Origin of the sequence: Lactobacillus sp. HBUAS51381 (genome assembly GCF_012641095.1) — a bacterium.
In the GTDB taxonomy this organism is placed as follows: Bacteria; Bacillota; Bacilli; order Lactobacillales; family Lactobacillaceae; genus Levilactobacillus.
On record NZ_JAAVSC010000001.1, the window covers coordinates 80,857 to 97,005 of the forward strand.

10 protein-coding genes are annotated in these 16,149 nt (G+C 51.6%); 7 read left to right on the forward strand and 3 right to left on the reverse strand.

The window, feature by feature from the left end; translation table 11 throughout:
- Positions 1-104 precede the first annotated feature (104 nt).
- On the forward strand, positions 105-1,301 hold the full coding sequence (locus tag HEQ50_RS00385; protein WP_168898481.1) for a cation:proton antiporter: 1,197 nt from the start codon (positions 105-107) through the stop codon (positions 1,299-1,301).
- A 610-nt stretch (positions 1,302-1,911) separates the two neighbouring features.
- On the opposite strand, the gene HEQ50_RS00390 is transcribed toward HEQ50_RS00385, so the two are convergent.
- On the reverse strand, positions 1,912-4,623 hold the full coding sequence (locus tag HEQ50_RS00390) for a YfhO family protein (protein WP_168898482.1): 2,712 nt from the start codon (positions 4,621-4,623) through the stop codon (positions 1,912-1,914).
- An 840-nt stretch (positions 4,624-5,463) separates the two neighbouring features.
- On the opposite strand from HEQ50_RS00390, the gene HEQ50_RS00395 reads away from it, so the two are divergent.
- The 5 genes from HEQ50_RS00395 (at position 5,464) to HEQ50_RS00415 (ending at position 12,669) form a co-directional block, all read left to right on the forward strand.
- On the forward strand, positions 5,464-6,156 hold the full coding sequence (locus HEQ50_RS00395; protein WP_168898483.1) for a response regulator transcription factor: 693 nt from the start codon (positions 5,464-5,466) through the stop codon (positions 6,154-6,156).
- Positions 6,146-7,477: a cell wall metabolism sensor histidine kinase WalK gene (locus tag HEQ50_RS00400; RefSeq protein WP_168898484.1), complete on the forward strand. Its 1,332-nt coding sequence runs from the start codon at positions 6,146-6,148 to the stop codon at positions 7,475-7,477. The genes HEQ50_RS00395 and HEQ50_RS00400 overlap by 11 nt, the downstream gene beginning before the upstream one ends.
- Positions 7,478-7,778: 301 nt before the next feature.
- Positions 7,779-8,744, forward strand: a complete 966-nt coding sequence (locus HEQ50_RS00405) for a LacI family DNA-binding transcriptional regulator (RefSeq protein ID WP_168898485.1) — start codon at positions 7,779-7,781, stop codon at positions 8,742-8,744.
- A 193-nt stretch (positions 8,745-8,937) separates the two neighbouring features.
- Positions 8,938-10,302 (forward strand): SLC45 family MFS transporter, encoded by a 1,365-nt coding sequence (locus HEQ50_RS00410; protein WP_168898486.1) that lies wholly within the window; start codon positions 8,938-8,940, stop codon positions 10,300-10,302.
- Between the two features lie 105 nt (positions 10,303-10,407).
- Positions 10,408-12,669: a glycoside hydrolase family 65 protein gene (locus HEQ50_RS00415; protein WP_168898487.1), complete on the forward strand. Its 2,262-nt coding sequence runs from the start codon at positions 10,408-10,410 to the stop codon at positions 12,667-12,669.
- A gap of 260 nt (positions 12,670-12,929) precedes the next feature.
- On the opposite strand, the gene HEQ50_RS00420 is transcribed toward HEQ50_RS00415, so the two are convergent.
- Together HEQ50_RS00420 and rpsN are read right to left on the reverse strand one after the other, a co-directional pair.
- Positions 12,930-13,367: a hypothetical protein gene (locus HEQ50_RS00420; protein WP_168898488.1), complete on the reverse strand. Its 438-nt coding sequence runs from the start codon at positions 13,365-13,367 to the stop codon at positions 12,930-12,932.
- Between the two features lie 114 nt (positions 13,368-13,481).
- Entirely contained in the window at positions 13,482-13,751 is a 270-nt protein-coding gene (rpsN, locus tag HEQ50_RS00425) for a 30S ribosomal protein S14 (protein WP_168898489.1), read from the reverse strand.
- A 446-nt stretch (positions 13,752-14,197) separates the two neighbouring features.
- Between rpsN and HEQ50_RS00430 the strand changes: the two genes are divergently transcribed.
- A complete protein-coding gene (locus HEQ50_RS00430) occupies positions 14,198-16,048 on the forward strand; it encodes a DUF5776 domain-containing protein (protein ID WP_168898490.1) in 1,851 nt (616 codons plus the stop codon).
- Positions 16,049-16,149 lie beyond the last annotated feature (101 nt).

Here is a 16,149-nt window from a genome sequence, read left to right on the forward strand (position 1 = left end):
ATGGTGTTCCCCTTGGGTTGGGGGGACCGTTTTGAGGCGGTCGCTTTTTAGTTGCTTGCGTATCAGGTACCGGGCAGCTAATGGCGAAAATAAGGAGGCTACTCGTGGAACTTTTAAGAAATCTAACGTTAATTTTATTAGCAACAACGATTGTTGGGCATTACAGTACGCGCATTGGGATTCCCGCCGTGATTGGGCAACTGCTGGTCGGGGTGGTGATTGGCCCGGCCATGTTGGGCTGGGTCAGTCTGACCCACGTCCTAGAAAGCTACGCCGAGCTGGGCGTCATCGTCTTGATGTTTATTGCCGGACTTGAGAGCGACTTAAAACTCCTGAAACGTTATCTGAAACCCAGCGTGCTGGTGGCTCTGATGGGGGTCTTGATCCCGGTCATCGGGACGTATCTAGTGGGGATGCTCTATCATTTGGGGACGGTCGAGAGCCTCTTCATCAGCGTGATCTTCGCGGCAACTTCCGTGTCGATCTCGGTCGAAGTCTTAAAGGAAATGAACGCGCTCAATAGCCGAGAGGGCACGACCATTTTAGGCGCCGCTGTGGTCGATGATGTCTTGGCCGTGGTTATCCTGAGTGTTCTGGTCTCCACGACGGGGACAGCCGTGGGTGACAGCGCGGCCGCCTCTAGCAGTCTGGTGCTGACGACGATTGAACAGATTGTCTACTTCGCCGCCATTTACTTCGTGGTACGGTGGGTGGCACCGTACATGGCCAAGATTGGCGATCGCCTGTTGATTCCGATGGGACCCACGCTGATGGCCATTATTCTATGCTTCGGGATGGCCTACGTGGCCGAATTCGTCGGGTTAAGCGACGTGGTGGGGGCCTTCTTCGCGGGTATCGCCATTTCCCAAACGAGTGCCAAGTCCACGGTGGACCGGCACATTGAACCGATTGGCTACGCACTCTTTATCCCCGTTTTCTTCGTCAGCATTGGTTTAAACATGGACTTCAACGGTCTGGGTAAGCAGCTCGGGTTCATCGCCGTGTTGACGATTGTCGCGGTTCTCACCAAGCTGATTGGGGCCGGTGGCGGCGCCAAAATGGCCGGCTTCTCCCTGGCAAGTTCAACGGCCGTGGGTGCCGGGATGGTCTCTCGGGGCGAAATGGCGTTGATCATTGCCCAAATTGGGTACACGGCCAAGCTCATGTCTCCAGTCCGGTATTCGGCGATTGTGGCGGCGATAATCATTGCGACCTTGGTTGCGCCATTCCTATTACGGGTAACCATGGATCACGCCCACAAAGGTGAGGTCGATCGCTCGAAGGTCCGGCCAGCGGAATAGAATGGCTCGGGAGTGGACTGGCTGCTTCTCGCGCTGACCGCCTTACCGTTCGCCAAATTTGGTCTGGGACGCGGTGGGAAGGACCAGAAAAAGCCAAAGCCCGGTCTTTTTCCTTGCTTTGAGCCGAAGTTCACGTCTCAAAGACGCCACTTTTTAAGCAGAACACTTGAAAAGTCCCACGGCTGAGACCAAATTTAGCTCACTCACGGCTACATGAGGTGTATCCAATTAACCTGGCTGAACGTTGCCATTCCAGCGATGGCATCGCACGTTTAGTGGCTTTTAACTTTCGTAGCCGTAGGTGATCGTTGATGATTAGTTTTAGGACGACAAGCCTTGTCAGCTGGGGACGGGAGCATGTTCGTGAACTTTAAACCTTTAACTGGTTGTTTAGATCAGAGAGGGCCTGGGACGTTTGCCTCGGGCCCTTTCTGTGCAGGTCACCGTTCGCCATAACCATTTCACCATTAAAACGATTCTGCCAATTATTTTGCCAAAACGTGCAACCAAAAGCTGTTAAAAAACATTAGTAATCAGTAGGGGGACAGAAAAGGGATTAGCGCAGTTCGCACTAATCCCTCAGATCATCATAATTTAACTTGTGTCGCGATTACTCTTCTCGCCGCTTGCGACGAATGCTACGGCGCCATTCCCCGGAAATGACCAGGAAGGCGAAGATGGCGGCTCCTAAGGCACTCAGTAGCGCACCGATCTTCAGCCCCGGTGTCGTGTAGGTTAAGACCACGTGGTTCTTGCCCACATGAATCGGCACCCCAATCATGCCACGGTAGTTCTTCACCACGGGGATGATGGATTGGGCGTGCATGGCGGACCGAATCTTGACCGGCTTGCCGTTGACGGTAGCGTGCCAACCCGGCGTATCCGGAATCGAGACGTAGAGGAGGCGGCGTTGCGTGCTTCCCGTGACGTTCCCGGATAACCAGGTGACCCCGCTCTTGCGGTTGAGCTTGAAACGTTGTTGTTTCAGACTCTGTGCCAGACTGACGTATTTGGCCTGATCTAACGAGACGAATTCGTTGCTATAGCCGGCTTGGGGCCGTGTCGTCACGTAACTAACCGTCACGACTTCACCCTTGGTATGCTGGCCCAGCTTGAAGACGTAGCGGGTACCATCGGCGTTAATCATCGGCTTGGCCTTCTTACCATTAACCAACAGACTCGAGTAAATGACGTTGGTGGTTGGTGAATAACCGTGAAGTAGGCCGGTGGCGTTGGCCCGAAGCTTGAAGGTCTGCACGTAGCGGGTGCCCGTGTGCGCATTACGTTTAGCCGCGACCCGACTCCCTTCAGTTGACGAGGCCTTATGGGTCGTGACATCCAGGACCGTCGCGCGGGCTAACGTGTTGGGTTTTGCGCCCAGCGCGTCCAGAATCATCTGTTGATTAAACAGGGCTGTCTGGTCGCGCAACTGAACGTCGGCTAGCTTGGTTGGTACGGCGAACCCTAGGCCAGCGTACGAATTTAGCTGGGTGATAGGATGCCGGTTACCGGCATTCAGCCGGTATTTAACGCTAAACAACGTGTCCGTTAGGTGCGTGTACCCCTGCGCGCTGATTCGCCGCACGTTGGGGCTAAAGTATCCCAGATCGTGTTGGAAGACGCGGGACTGTTCATCCAGCGTTGACGAGTAGGAACTGAGGCCGGCGTAGTCTAACATCAGCGGATCGTTGTAGTGGTTATACGGTCCCGAATAGGCCTTGCCGATGGTGGAATGCAGGTAGTCGACCCGGTGGAGATTGAACTTGGTCGAAGACGCGTTGATCTTAGCCAATAAGGCCGCATCTTTCTTGAAGTATTTCTCAAACTTAGTTTCTGATCCGAAATCCATACCCTGTGAAGCCAAGTAGAGATTACTCCCGAGTTCGCCGGAAATAATCAGGATCATTAGGCCGATTCGGATCGGTCGCCATTCGGTGATGAAAACCAACATGGTATTTAATAAGAGCAAGCCAAGTGCTAACCAGAGTAAATGAAAGTTCGGTTGGCTGTTGGCATACAACGTGTTGTTGTAGCTCGGCATGAGGCGTGACCAGAGTTGTGGGATGAACTGGGCCGAGGCGAAACCAATGGTTAATAGGCCGGCACCCCACAGTAAGGCTAAGAACTTCTGCGGATCATTCATGGTCTGATCGGGGTGCGTTTGCCAAGCCCGATAGGCCGTGATGAGCGCGAGAAAGGTGAAGAAGTAGACGTTCCGGAATGGAAAGCCTGCTGGTTGTTGGAACATGTGCCAGACGGTGTTCAGCACCGTAACGAATAGGCTCAGACCCATCGCAATCAGCAGCCACATCGTCCGCGTCTTCTCGACTGCTTTGATCTTCGGTGAAACGAAATAAACAATCAGAAGCAGAAACATCAGCGTGCCCATGAATAGACTGGGACCGTGATAGAGGTGCGAATGAAAATTCCCGGTTCCCAAACCGAATTGCGCGAGAACTTCCGGTCCAAACAGCGGTGTAGGCAAGTAATTCTCAACGAAGAAGTTGCTCTTCCCCGTCAACAGCATGCCTAGCGCCGTTGGAATCAAGACGACCATCGACATCAGCCCGGCTAACAAAGAGCCAATGATGAACTGCCGAATGGCGGGCCAGTGCATCCGCCACGTTTCCTTGAACGGCGTTGGTACTGGCTGATGCTCCACAATCAAGTAGATGAAGTACATCACCGAGAACAGGCAGGTCATATAACCGAGGTAATAGTTGGAAAAGATGGTGATGGTCAAACTCAGTGTATACAGGCCAAAATGGTGGGTACTGACGATCCGGTGAAGCCCTAACGCCACCAGTGGCAGCCAGATTAAGGCATCTAGCCACATGATGTCGTAGAAATACATGGCCACGAAGCCACACAGGCTAAAGGCCGTTGAAAACAGCAGTAGGGACCAACCACTCCGCAGAAACGCGTGGCGTAAGAAGATCGCCATGGTCAGGCCAATCGTGCTAATTTTTAAGATCATGATCCAGGCCACGGCAGTCGGTAACTGCGCAGCTGGAAACAGAAAAATCAAGAGATTAAACGGGCTGATGACGTAGTAGGTCAGTAACGGCACCATACTACTGCCCGTCCCCAATGCGAATGAAAACAGATGAAACTGTCCGTGCGTCACGGTCGAGCGCAGATATTCTAGGATTGGAATATACTGTGCGCCCGTGTCGCTAAACAACAGACTATGCTTGCCAAAGGGCGTAATCTTAAGTTGCCAAAAGACCACGCACATGATGACCAGCGGAATTAAAAATGCCCCCAAATACACCCAGCGACTTACCCTTAACTTCGCTAAGGCGTTGTGATGTTGCTCCATGAAAACCCCTCCGTTGATGACAATCAAAATGTCTGACCCTAATAGGATAACATTCTCTGTGCTTGGATAAAAGTTTACTCTAAATAATGGGCCTTGCGCCAAAGAACGTGCTAAACTTCGGATAAACTTAGACTTTGGTAAGGAAAATAACTTAAGGTTGCGTTATCGTTAATGAAGTAGACTATAATCTTAGCTAAAGGTTGAAAATCGTCGATCTGTGACCATGGCTGTGTGGCGGCGACTGGTCGCCTACCGTTCGCGATTGACTAAACTGGTTAGTCTGCAGCGGTCAACGATTCCGCCTGCTGTGGGGACCGGTGTGAGCCAAAGAGCGGTCTCACACCTCGCTTAGAAGCCGCGCCAAAAGCACGCGTCTTCCAAGTCGTCCCACCCAGTAACCTGGCTCAAAACGCCAGCTAACTGGGTCGTCACGGCTGGCTCCATCATTGACCGCCTCCGCCATCGATTGTCGGAGAACTTGCCGGTTGTAACGAACCTGGCGAAAGTTAGTGTTTTCAAGTTAGCTAATTTAGCTGACAACCACGCTTGTAGCCGGGAGTGAAGCCCAATATGAGCTCAGCCGTGGGGTTCCCTTAGCGGCAAGGTTTTGGCCGGTTAGGGAACGGCGTCTTTGAGACGGGGTTAGCGGCTCAAAGCGAGGCAAAAGACCGCTTCTTCAGGCTTTTGCCGTCCGCCCACCGCGTTCCAGCTCATATTGAGCGAACGGCAGGCGGCCAGTCGATACCATGTTGTCTAGATAATAGGAAAAGTACTGGTGGTTCAATACCCGTCACGATGAAGGGCGTTGGACCACGAATCAATCAAAAGGAGGAATGCCCGTTGCAAACGACTGCTAAAGTATTAGTTGTGGAAGATGAACGAGAACTATCCGCGGACATTGTTGAATTAATTAAACCGATCTGTGAGACTACCACCGCCTTTGACGGCGAACAAGGTGAATTTTTGGCCAGCCAGGGAGTCTTCGATGCGATTATTCTAGACCTGATGCTGCCCGGTGAGAGTGGGCTGGATCTGCTCTTACACATTCGCAATAAGGATATTAAGACGCCCGTCCTGATTTTAACGGCTAAAGACACGATTGCCGATAAGTTGCGGGGCTTCAATGATGGCGCCGATGACTATGTTACCAAGCCCTTTCACCGTGAGGAACTGCTCGCCCGGATGAAGGCCCTATTGAAGCGGACCGGCCATTTGAACAGTAGCGATGTGATTAGTCTCGGTCAGCTGGCGATCAACACCAGCAAGCATTTAGCGACCTTTAAGGGACAACCGTTGACGTTGAAGGGCCGTGAGTTTGATTTGTTGGCTTATTTAGTCGCCAATCCCGGCACGATTATTACGAAGGAACAGATTTTTAACCGGTTGTGGGGCTTTGATTCCGAGACGAGCCTGTCCGTGGTCGAAGTCTACATGAGTAACTTGCGAAAGGAGCTCAAAAACGCTGGCAGTGATCTGTCGTTACGCACGATTCGTAACGCGGGCTACATTGTGGAGGCCCCCGATGAGCAATAAGGTTAACCGGGCGCAACAGTGGCGCCTGTTTATCAGTAATTTTATTGGATTTACCATTATTTTCGTGTTGCTAGGGGTCATCGTGTTTGTGCTCTTTCGCAGCGCGTTACTGACCAGTACCGATCAGGCGTTACGGGTTGAACGTTCGTCTCGATTGAGCGGGGCACCGGTGGCTAAGAAACCGGTAGATCAGGGTAAACAACCCGGAAATCGGGTTCAGGCCAGTCGGGCGATTCATCCGTTTATGACCACCACGTTGATCTTTGATAATGCGGGTAAGATTACCAATCGGGCGCAGTTGGGATCGCGTTACGATACCTTGAAGGACATCCGGCTGGATCGGTCTCAGGCCGGGCAGCTACACACGATTCAGGTCGGCGGGAAGTATAACTTTCGGACGTTGTTGGTGCGGGTCCCTAAGGGAAACTCGGACAAAATGGTGGCGGGGAAATATCTGCTGATCATGGAAAATATTGATCCGCAGAAGGCCGCCATGAGTAACTTCACGCGGGTTCTGTTGATTACCATGGGCGTCTTTTGGCTATTGTCCATCCTGATGAGCATTTGGATGTCGCGACTGACCATGCGGCCAATTCTGAAGTCCTGGGGTCGGCAAACGGAATTTGTTGGTAATGCGGCGCACGAATTGCGGACACCGCTCACTATCATTCAGAACAAATTGGAGCTGTTACTGACGAAACCTAACGATAAAATCATCGATCAGGCGGAAAATATCGCGATTGCGAACAGCGAGAGTCAGCGCCTACAGAAGTTGACGCAGGATCTCCTTGCGTTGGCTCGGTCGGATTCCAATACGCTACAGACGAACTTTGAAGTGACGCACGTGGCGGATTTTCTCCAGCGAACAGTGGAACCCTACACGGAGATTGCGGCCAGCCAAGGAAAAAAGTTGGTCTTGGCTCCGGTGGGGGACTTTCGGGCAACTCTCGATCAGAACCTGATTCACCAACTGATGAATATCTTAATTGACAATGCCCTCAAGTATTCTCCACGAGGAAGTACCATTACCATCTCTGCCAAGGTGGTTGGCCGCAAGTGGCAACTGATTGTAGCCGATCAGGGCATTGGGATTAACGATGCGGATCGTAAACGAATCTTCGACCGATTTTACCGCGTCGACAGTTCGCGAAGTCGTCAGACTGGTGGTAACGGGCTGGGATTGCCGATTGCTCACTGGATTGTGAACCTGCATCACGGCGCGATTACCGTCAAAACCAATCAGCCGCAGGGAAGCCAATTCGTGACATCATTGCCGCTCACACCAGCCACCGGTTTAAGCGGGCACCACGAGAAGAAGTAGCCGATTGCTCGGGATTTCGGAAGAGGGCAACGACTAGCTTAGATGTCACGTCGGGACCTCAAGTGGGGTCCTTTTTGGCGTTCATGGGTATACCATTGTGACGAATAGACCTGATCTTGATCTTTGTGATGCGCGAAAATCGCTAACAATATGTTTTGAAGCGGTTCTTCACCAGAAAACAAAATAAATGTAGACCAATTACGAGTGATTTGCGGCTGGAACTATTTTCATTCAGCAGTTTCTATGGTAAGATTTGTGTCATGAGGATACTGCTGTTAAGTGCATAAGGAGCTTTGAATAGATGTTAACCATTCGTGATATTGCGGCCAAGGCGGGCGTTTCGGTCTCCACAGCCTCCCGGGCTTTGAATAATAATCCGCGGATCAGTGCCGCCACCCGGAAACGAATCCAGGAATTGGCCGCTGCGGAGGGCTATCGGCCCAACTACAATGCTAAAAATTTAACTGCTGGAGAGGCAAATGCGGTGGGCGTTGTTTTCCCCACCTCCGATCGTAACTCGACGGACAATCCGTTCTATATCGACCTCCTTCGGGGCATCAATACGGAGCTGATGAAGCGCCAGTACGTCCTGTCGGTGGCCATCAGTAAGACGGCCGATGAGTTGTTGGAAAACGTGAAGGCCATGGTTGCGCAGGGGAAGATTAAGCGATTCGTCCTGCTGTACGTCCATCAAGACGATCCCGTGGCCGCGTTTTTACGTGAACGGCATCTGCACTTTGTGACGATTGGGGAACCAATCGATGGGCACGATGACTACTTTGTCGATAACGATAACCTGGAGGCCGGCATAGGGGGGGCCAGCTTCTTGCTGGATCAATTGGCCGTTAAACACCCCGTCTTTGTCGAGTCTGGCCACGACTGGGGCTATGAACGGCAACGCCGACAGGGGTATGAACGCGTGGCGGCCAGCTTTAACGTGGAACCCCTGACGTGTAAACTGCGTGATCTGGAATATGTTCGGTCCTTTATTCAACATCATCCCGAGATCGATGGCATCATGGCGACCGATGACTTCAACGCCATTGAATTTTACCGGCTCGTTCGTGAGCGCTACGTCGTGAGTCGGTTCCCGATGGTCAGCTACAACCAGTCATTGCCCGCGGGCCTCACGGATGCCAATCTCCATTCGGTGAATTTATTTCCCGAGAAGATGGGATCGGCCACGGTCAGTCTGTTGTTTGGCGATCAGCACCAGGCATCGGATGTGTCCGCTAAACAAATCAGAATTCCGTACGAAATTAAATAAAAAATTGTGGTCCGGCCAGGGGAAAGCAAATCCCACAGCCGGGCCTTTTTGAACTGTCAGGTGTGAAAACGTGCACAAAGAAACTTTTGCGCAAACGGTTGCATTTTTATGTAAGCGGTGCCATAATGATTCCACGAAGCAAGTTATCACTTAGCAATTATTTAAGCAATAAAGCCTGAGGAGGTTTTGGATTATGGCAGATGAAACACTTTCAGCCGCGGCTGCCCAGAAAAAGAATGGGTTACCAACACTACCGGCCAGTACCATTTGGATGATCAACTTTGGTTTCCTAGGGGTACAAACGGCCTTCACACTACAGAGTTCTCAAATGAGCCGGATTTTCCAGACGATTGGGGCCGATCCGAACAGTCTAGGGTGGTTTTTCATTTTACCTCCATTGGCTGGTCTGATTGTGCAACCGATTGTCGGTTACTATTCCGATAGAACCTGGGCGCCTAAATTAGGCGGTCGGCGGTTGCCTTACCTGTTGTTAGGAACAATCGTGGCCGTCATCGTCATGTGTCTGTTACCGAACTCCGGGAGCATGGGCTTTGGTTACGCCTCACTCGCCGCCTTACTCTTTGGGGCCTTGACCGTGGCGTTCTTGGACCTCTCTTCTAACATCGCCATGCAACCCTTCAAGATGATGGTTGGGGATATGGTTAACGATGATCAAAAGAGTTATGCCTATGGGATTCAAAGTTTCTTGTCTAACACCGGGGCGGTTTTAGCCGCCGTCTTGCCTTTCTTGTTTGCCGCCATTGGGATTGCCAACACGGCTACCAAGGGGGTTGTGCCTTCAACAGTTAAGGTTGCTTTCTATGTGGGGGCTATCCTGTTAGTCATCACAAGTTTGTTTACGATCTTCCGCGTTAAGGAATACGATCCAGATACTTATGCAAGATATCATGGGATTTCCAAGGAAGATAATGCGCAAGGCGGGAATTGGTGGACGTTACTGAAGTCCGCACCCAAGGTTTTCTGGACCGTTACCTTAGTTCAATTCTTCTGCTGGGTGGCCTTCCAATACCTCTGGACTTATTCCGCGGGGGCCATTGCCTCAAACGTTTGGCACACGACCAACGCCGCTTCAGCCGGCTACCAAGCCGCTGGGAACTGGTACGGGGTCTTAGCCGCCGTTCAATCCATTGCCGCTGTGGTATGGTCATACGTCTTGGCTAAGCTGCCAAACAGTATCCACAAGTTGGGTTATGCCGGTAGTTTAGGCTTAGGTGCCATCGGGTTCATTTCCGTCTTCTTCGTTCACAACCAATACACGTTGATTGTCTCCTTCATCTTAGTGGGGATTGCCTGGGCTGCGATGAACACGTACCCATTAACGATGGTTACCAACGCCTTATCCGGTGCGCACATGGGGACTTACCTGGGTCTGTTCAACGGTTCCATCTGTTTACCACAGATTGTGGCCTCACTGGCTAGCTTCGCACTCTTCCCATTATTGGGTGGTGCCCAAGCCAACATGTTCTTATTAGCCGGCATTATCATGGCTATCGGGGCATTATCCGTTGGATTCATCAAGGAAACGTACAAGGCTTAGTTTAGAAAATACAGCGAATAAGCCGTAAAAATAAGGATTGCTGGCCGCTAGTCGGTGATCGATGATTGACGCAAGACGATTAAACAAAAAAGGAGAAATTACACCATGAAACGAATTTTTGAGGTACAGCCTTGGAACGTCATTACCCATACTTTTGACCCCAAAGACAAGCGCCTACAGGAATCCATGACCAGTATGGCTAATGGTTATATGGGGATGCGCGGTGACTTTGAAGAAGGTTACAGCGGTGACTCCCTGCAAGGCATCTACTTGGGTGGTGTCTGGTATCCAGATAAGACCCGGGTCGGCTGGTGGAAGAACGGTTACCCCAAGTACTTCGGTAAGGTGGTTAATGCCGTCAACTTTATCAAGATTCCCATTGAAATGGACGGGACGCCGGTGGATTTGGCCAAGGACAAGGTCAGTGACTTTACCCTCGACCTCGATATGCACCGGTCCGTGTTGACGCGGTCCTTTACGGTCGAACGCGGTGATACCCGGGTCGCCTTGACCTTCGAACGGTTCTTGAGTGTTAGCCAACAAGAACTTTCCGTTCAAAAGGTGACGGTGAAGAACGTGGGGACCAACAGTGTGGCGATCACGTTGAAGCCTAGCATCGATGCCGATGTGATGAACGAAGAGGCCAACTATGACGAACGCTTCTGGGACGTCCTCGCCACCGACCAACAAGCCGATCGCGGCAGTGTTATCGCTAAGACGACGCCCAATCCATTTGGCACACCGCGGTTCACGTCCGGCATGGAAATGCGGATGGTCACGGACCTCAACAACGTGGCCGTGACGCAGCCCAACGACAAGGAAGTCATGACGGCTTACACGGGCAATCTGGCTCCGGAAGCTTCAGCAGAATTAGAAAAGCGCGTGATCGTGGTCACCTCTAGAGACTACGACACGCAAGAAAAATTGACTCAGGCGATGCACAGCTTGAGCGATCGCGTGGCCGGTGAAAGCTATGCCGATCTCCTCGCTGCCCACACCAAGATCTGGGCCGATCGTTGGGAAAAGTCCGACGTGCAAATCGCCGGCGATGACGAGTCGCAACAGGGGATTCGCTTCAACTTGTTCCAACTGTTCTCCACCTACTATGGTGAAGATTCTCGTCTGAACATTGGACCTAAAGGCTTTACCGGTGAAAAATACGGTGGTGCCACCTACTGGGATACCGAGGCCTTCGCCGTTCCCGTTTACTTGGGGATCACGAATCCCGAGGTCACCCGCAATCTCCTGATGTACCGCTACAAGCAATTGGACGGGGCCTACGTCAACGCCCAAGAACAAGGCTTGAAGGGTGCACTGTTCCCAATGGTGACATTCGACGGGATCGAATGCCACAACGAATGGGAAATTACGTTTGAGGAAATTCACCGGAATGGTGACATTGCCTTTGCCATCTACAACTACACCCGTTACACCGGCGACACCTCCTACGTCCTGCATGAGGGCGCCAAGGTACTCTCCGAGATTTCACGATTCTGGGCCGATCGCGTGCACTTTAGCAAGCGCAACAACCAGTACATGATCCATGGGGTTACCGGTGCGGATGAATACGAAAACAACGTTGATAACAACTGGGATACCAACCTCCTGGCACAATGGACATTGAAATACACGTTGGAAATCTTGGGACAAGTGGACGCCGCAACGGCTAAGAAACTGGACATCAACATTTCCGACGAAGAAAAGACCAAGTGGCAAGATATCGTCGACCGGATGTACCTGCCTTACGACAAGGACCTGAACATCTTCGTTCAACACGATGGGTTCCTCGACAAGGACATCGAACCAGTCAGTGCGATTCCTGCCGACCAACGGCCAATCAACCAACACTGGTCATGGGATAAGATCTTGCGGTCGCCTTACATCAAGCAAGGGGATGTCCTGCAAGGAATCTGGGACTTCATCGATGACTTCACACCGGAACAAAAGAAGGCCAACTTCGACTTTTACGAACCACTGACGGTGCACGAGTCCAGCCTGTCACCGGCCATTCACGCGGTGCTGGCCGCCGACTTGGGCTACGAAGACAAGGCGGTTGAACTGTACTCCCGGACGGCCCGGTTGGATCTGGACAACTACAACAATGACACCACGGATGGTCTGCACATCACGGCCATGACCGGTGGTTGGATTGCGGTGGTTCAAGGGTTCGCTGGCATGCGGGTTCGCAATGGTCAACTGCACTTTGCGCCATTCCTGCCGAAGACGTGGACGAGTTATGCTTTCCGGCAAGTCTTCCGCGGTAGCCTGATCGAAGTCACGGTCGATGCTGACGGCACGCACTTCAAGTTAATGAGTGGCAAGCCGTTGACGATTGACGTCGCGGGCAAGCCCGTTGAAGTGAAATAATCGTCAATCACACCCGACTCCCTTTGCGCGGCGTGTGACTGGCTTGACTAGGGCCAAGATCGACACGGTTTGAGAATCCCCCCTCAATTCTCGAATCGGCAACAGGTTTCACCAAGAATCATCTCAGTGTTAACTCAAAAACACCATCTCCACGGCGCTTATGCCGAGAGATGGTGTTTTTTGGACTGTGTTGAGATGTCGCCTTCGATTGCCAGAGATTGGCGAGCGGCAAGACGACTGAAACCGAAAGAAAGTGCAGCTTAAAAGTCCTGCGGTAGGTTTTTCTGCTGATGGGCCTTGGCCTGGGTCAACGGGGCGTTGTCCTGCCAGAAGGTGAGCCATTCGCCAGTCGTGGTGAGGCTTTCCAGTTCCAGTTGATTGGCAACCAGCAACTCCTGTTCCAGCCGGGACTTGAAGGTGGTGATGAGGGTCTGAATCGTCTGTAAATTCTGAGCAAGGTCGTTGCCATCCAGTGCGGCCATTTGGTCGTGAAAGTCGTGGCGCATGGCGTCTTCAATGGCCCGTAGCCGGCGTTCGTTTTGTCGGGATAACTTGGGTTGGTTGTTGGTGTCGAAAGCCATAGCGGGGCTGACACCCACGAATTGGGCGTTAATCTTGGGGGTATCGATGCCATAGGGTGTTTGGCTACCGTTGCCAAAGACATCGAATTCTCGAATAACGGTTAAGACTGTGGTCATATTAGAAAAGCTCCTTTTGTGAGGCATAATGGTCTTAGTTTAGAGCAAAGAAAAATCCACGTCAAACCCGCTGTAATGCGGATGCCGTGGATAACTAAAACAATTTATGGGTGTTTACCAGCTAGCCTTGCGCACGCCGGGAATCTTTCCCTCGTGGGCGAGTTGACGGAAGTTCAGCCGGGATAGGCCAAATTTGCGCATGTAAGCGTGTGGCCGGCCGTCGAGGTGGTCGCGGTGGTGAATCCGAACCGGGGAAGCATTCCGTGGTAATAGCGCTAGTGCGGCGTAGTCGCCAGCTGCCTTGAGTTCTGCGCGTTGATCGGCGTACTTTGCAACGGTTGCTTCAATCCGTTTTTCTTTAGCAATTTTTGACTTTTTAGCCATGAATAAATGAATCTCCTTTTATCTAGATAGTAATGATTACGTTCTAACCAGAATACCATTCACGTTAGTCACTTGTCAACGATTTCGCTCGCTATCGGTTATGGGGATGGTGGAAGACGTTAATCGGGAGGTGGCCTATCGGAGTTAGTGGAGATTGAGCGGAAAAAGACGATCGTTAATCACCGTGAAGGTATTGGACGTTCTCTAATAATTAAATGAATTTACCAACGATTAAATCTGGCTAGTTGTGGCTTGTGTTCGATGACCTAAAACTAGGGTAATCCGCGTTATATCAAGAAACTTGAGCCGAGAGATTAACGAGATAGTTAATTAAGACCAGTCAATAGTCAAGTATCAACATTGTAACAATTTTGCGATGTTGTTACAATATAAATAAGCTCATGGCTAAAGGCTATGTTTAACTTCATTAGTTGGGGGAGTTCATGATGAAAAAGCGTAATCAATTGAAGAAAATGTTGTTGATGGGAGCACTCGGCACGGTAATGACGGTGAGCGGCGTGACAGTGACCATGCATCAGGTCACGGCAATGGCGGCCGATGACCCGACTAGTCAGACGGCAGCAGACGTTCACACCGATCAGGATAAAGTGGCCTTCACGGACCCGGCGTTTGGGACGGCCGTGGCCAAAGCCCTCGGTGTCGATGGCGATGTGACTTACGGCGATATTCGGCACTATCAGGGGCAGCAACCCGTTTTGCAAAGTAACGCCAATATAACGTCGTTAGAGGGCCTCCAGAGCCTACAGGAGTTGCCTGATGGAATCGGTGTCTCCGTGCAATTGAGCTTGGCTAGGGGCGTCTCCTTGGCGCCATTTAAAGGTTTACCGGTCTCGGGGAATTTAACGGTGCTTCAAGATGGGATGCATGGCGGTGATTTTACCGCGTTAAATCAGGTCCACGTCTTAGAAGATCCAACGGCGAGCGTCTTACGTCAGGTCTGCGTCTCGGGCCAGACCTACTACGCCGACTATGATGGGCTAACGGATGCGGATGTCCAACAGCTAAAGCCGCTATTCTCTCAATTTGCGGCGTTAAAGCATAAGAACTATGATGGCCGGATTCGCATCACGGTGGCCAATCAACGCCTAACAAGCTTTTCATTCTTTAAGCAGTTTGGTCCAGTGGAACTGTTAGCTATCGGCCAGTATCAGGTCTTTGAGAAGCCGATTTACATTGATCCCGCAACCTTTACTCAGGAGACGCAGGTTCGGATACCAGCGCCGATGAAGGGGATGAATGATGAACCCGTTCAGACGAGTTCGCGGGTGTGGTACAATGCTTCGGGAAAGCTGGCCATGGACGGCACGGATGCGCTGGTTAAGGGAATTAATGCCGGAACCAAGTGGTTGGTCTTGGGCCACCGACAGAACCACGTTGAATTTGAGAATATCGATCCAATTCCGTATGCTGATGGCAGTACACTGGTGGCCGATGGCTATCAGTATTACCCAATTGACTGGGAGAAGGCCCCTGAAGAGTCCTCAAACTCATCGTCTTCTACGACCGAAACGCCAGGTAAAGAGACGAGTCAGTCCGATGAGAGTTCGCATGATTCGGTGAACTCATCTAGCGAAGCTGACCAAATTGTTGCGCCTAAGGGCAGCGTGGTCTACGCCGTCAAGCCAATCTACCTCTATGACCGACCAACGTTTAAGCGGGCGGAACGACAGGCGAAATACGTCAAGCAACCACGGATTAACCGGCCGATGTTTGTGGTCACGGGGTATGCCAAATCCGTCAACGGTCACGCACGCTACCTGGTCAAGGACGTCAACCATCACAGTAAGACGGCCGGTAAGACGGGGTACATTACCGCTAACACCAAGTACACTGTCCCTGTTTACTACCAGAAGAAGGCAGCCAAGATCACCGTTATTAATCCAGCGGGGGTCAATGCTTACCGTCAAGTGGGGTTGAAGAAGCGGGCCACGCACTATCGTCAAGGGACCACGCTGAAGGTGACGGGGTTGAAACACTACCATCTGACCACCCGGTTTAAACTCAGTAATGGCACATACGTGACCGCCAACCGCAAGCTGGTCACGACTCAGAAGACGACGACGCCAACCGCCATTCGAACCAAGACGACCGTGAACCGTTACCGGACGGTCAACCTGACCGGCAAACGCGGAACGATTGCGGCCAAGAAGCGGGTGAAGGTTCTCGGTTGGGACTACGCACAACCCAACAACTTCAATAAATATGGCGCGTTACGTTACCGGGTAGCCGGTGGCTATATCACCGCTAATTCACGATATGTTCAGGTCATTCACTAAGACAAACTGAAGGCCGAAAAGTGAAACACAGATGGAATCCCTGATGTGACAAGGTTAGTGACTATTCTCATACAACGGTTATGTGCTGACCGCCTTACCGT

What these genes read in the sequence shown, in the direction of transcription:
- HEQ50_RS00415 (WP_168898487.1), top strand. Translation starts at nt 10,408, where the DNA reads ATGAAACGAATTTTTGAGGTACAGCCTTGGAACGTCATTACCCATACT.
- HEQ50_RS00430 (WP_168898490.1), top strand. Translation starts at nt 14,198, where the DNA reads ATGAAAAAGCGTAATCAATTGAAGAAAATGTTGTTGATGGGAGCACTC.
- HEQ50_RS00405 (WP_168898485.1), top strand. Translation starts at nt 7,779, where the DNA reads ATGTTAACCATTCGTGATATTGCGGCCAAGGCGGGCGTTTCGGTCTCC.
- HEQ50_RS00410 (WP_168898486.1), top strand. Translation starts at nt 8,938, where the DNA reads ATGGCAGATGAAACACTTTCAGCCGCGGCTGCCCAGAAAAAGAATGGG.
- HEQ50_RS00420 (WP_168898488.1), bottom strand. Translation starts at nt 13,367, where the DNA reads ATGACCACAGTCTTAACCGTTATTCGAGAATTCGATGTCTTTGGCAAC.
- HEQ50_RS00390 (WP_168898482.1), bottom strand. Translation starts at nt 4,623, where the DNA reads ATGGAGCAACATCACAACGCCTTAGCGAAGTTAAGGGTAAGTCGCTGG.
- rpsN (WP_168898489.1), bottom strand. Translation starts at nt 13,751, where the DNA reads ATGGCTAAAAAGTCAAAAATTGCTAAAGAAAAACGGATTGAAGCAACC.
- HEQ50_RS00400 (WP_168898484.1), top strand. Translation starts at nt 6,146, where the DNA reads ATGAGCAATAAGGTTAACCGGGCGCAACAGTGGCGCCTGTTTATCAGT.